We start from the raw sequence: 2,274 nt of genomic DNA, 5'->3' as shown, positions 1-2,274 counted from the left end.
TTGCTCTAAATAAACGTTCTTCAAAATCAGTAGGATTTATTAGAACAATTATAGAATTAACTGTTTTAATAATAGGATACTTACTTGGAGGTAGTGTGGGAGTTGGAACTATTATAAGTGGACTAGGCCTAGGATATGCGATACAAATTACTTTTAAAATAGCCAATATTGACTCTAAAGCTTTAAAACATAAAAGCGTTTATCAATCCATAAAAGAAATTAAAAAAGTTAAAAAAGTAGATAACTCTAGTGTTCAAGTAGAATCTTGTGTAGATGGAGATAATGAATAAATAAAAAGAAGCTATTATTTAAAATAGCTTCTTTTTATTTATATATTAATTTTATTCTTCAAACATATCGCAGCTGGCATTACCACTATTTATTTTTATTTTGTCAGCCTTACATAATTTATTATCATTATGAATACATTTTAAAGCATCACATTTAATTTGATGGGTATTTATAGGTTTTTGTGAATCTATTCCTATGGAGCTAGTAAATTGTTGATAATCTTTTTCTTTAAAGGTTGAACAATAAGTATCATCAATATCATCAGCAAGTTTTCCGTCAATGTTTATCCTACCTGCATAACAGTAATTCCCATGGTTATGTATACATCTAGTTGCATCACATCTTAAATTAGTATCCAATTTTTCAGGCCTCCTATACAAATTATATTAGAATTAATATATGTAGGTTAAAAAAATTTATACAATTATTTGTAGTATTTTGAAGAACATTCTGAGCAAAGTATAATTACATCTTCATCTGATTCTCGACCTAATTTTTTATTAATATGATATACATCTACATTATTAGTGGAATTACATTGGGAGCAGGAATGACCGTATTTATTCAATATATTATCTTTGAAAACTTTCCAATATAAAGATTTTCTATAATCTTCGTACTTTATTCTAAGGCTAGTTTCAAGGAAGTCTAAATATAGATAATCTAAATCATTAGTTGTCAGATTTGTATGTTCTTGGTTAAAGTATTTACAGCAATCGCTTGGTCTTGGAATTTCATTTGTTATTATACATTTAATATAATATCTATAGTTTTCGTCAGGACCTTCTAAACTAAGATGAGAGCAAAAAGTACAGCAGTTCTTTGGTAACTTATCTTCTAAAACTTTATTTTTATTATTCATAATAAACCTCCCAGTTTTATCAAGTAGTAAATATTAATTTAAAAATAGTTAAGATATGTGACATTTTATATAAAATACATATTAAAAATAAAAAAAAATATTACTAAAATAAAAAAATTTAACTTAAAAAAGGTTTTAAAAATAAAAAATCAAACTATATAATAAATAATTATATATAGGTGATAAAATGCAAATATACAATTTTGAAAAACATAGAAAAATAATTGAAGATGAATTGGATAATAGATTAAATAATAATAAAGAGAAAATAAAATTTATTACACAGGGATATAAAAGAGAAGGAGATTTACAAATAGATTATATATATGGAAAAAACAAAGAAATATATGATATAGATGAACTAAATAAGAATTTTACCCATATTCAAAATAAGACTATAGGGGTAAAAGATTTAAACTCAAATTATATTTATAAAAATATTTCTAATAAAAACTTTGATTTTGACAAATTTATTAATTGTGATTTTAATCATATTAAGTTTGAAAATTGTTCATTTTGTGGTACAACGTTTAGTGATAGTAAGTTAAATAATGTATATTTTTCATATTGTAATTTTGAAAGTGAACTAGGTATATCTGTATTATTTAATGAAAATTGTATCTTTGAAAATTGTACTTTTCATAAAACAAACTTAAAAAATACAATTTTTGATAGTAATAAATTTGTTATGTGTAAACTAAATTTAAGTAGCTTAAGAAATGCTATAGTTAATAATTCTTTTATTGAAAATATAATATTTTCAGATTGTGATTTAAAATCTATGAAAATCATAGAGACAAATATTAATTGTTTAGATTTTGAAGATGAATATTTGAGTAAAGTAGATGAAAATACATTTATAGATCCTTTGAAATTTGATAAGGATAAAAATAATTATGAAAGTATTTTTAAATCATATAAAAGTATTTCTGCTATTTTTGAAAAGAACAGACTGTTTAATTATTCTGGAGAATATTATTACTTATCCAAATGTGCAGAAAGAAAATGCGTAAAGGGTCTTGAAAAGTTGAAATCTAATTTATTTTATTATATTTGTGGATATGGAGAAAGACCTACCTTTGCTCTTATAACTTCACTAGAAATTGTATTAATATTTGCTA

The 2,274-nt window shown here is 23.0% G+C and carries 3 protein-coding genes and 1 pseudogene; 2 read left to right on the top strand and 2 right to left on the bottom strand.

The genetic code is table 11. The features are described 5' to 3' along the window. Positions 1-290 (top strand): annotated as a pseudogene (locus J7G74_RS16355) (hypothetical protein); the annotation flags it as partial. Positions 291-341: 51 nt separating this feature from the next. Here the strand turns inward: J7G74_RS16355 and J7G74_RS16350 are convergent. Both J7G74_RS16350 and J7G74_RS16345 read right to left on the bottom strand, forming a co-directional pair. Beyond that, on the bottom strand, positions 342-650 hold the full coding sequence (locus tag J7G74_RS16350) for a DUF1540 domain-containing protein (RefSeq protein ID WP_297137357.1): 309 nt from the start codon (positions 648-650) through the stop codon (positions 342-344). Between the two features lie 65 nt (positions 651-715). Then, on the bottom strand, positions 716-1,153 hold the full coding sequence (locus tag J7G74_RS16345; protein ID WP_297137355.1) for a hypothetical protein: 438 nt from the start codon (positions 1,151-1,153) through the stop codon (positions 716-718). A gap of 187 nt (positions 1,154-1,340) precedes the next feature. On the opposite strand from J7G74_RS16345, the gene J7G74_RS16340 reads away from it, so the two are divergent. Beyond that, a partial coding sequence (locus J7G74_RS16340) for a pentapeptide repeat-containing protein (RefSeq protein ID WP_297137351.1) occupies positions 1,341-2,274 on the top strand: 934 nt, incomplete at its 3' end.

This window comes from Terrisporobacter sp. (genome assembly GCF_017888745.1).
In the GTDB taxonomy this organism is placed as follows: Bacteria; Bacillota; Clostridia; order Peptostreptococcales; family Peptostreptococcaceae; genus Terrisporobacter.
The sequence above is the reverse complement of the archived record's forward strand: the minus strand, read 5'-3'. Positions and strand labels throughout refer to the sequence as shown.

Excerpts from the sequence above, each read along its gene's own strand:
- J7G74_RS16345 (WP_297137355.1), bottom strand. The coding sequence starts at position 1,153 with ATGAATAATAAAAATAAAGTTTTAGAAGATAAGTTACCAAAGAACTGC.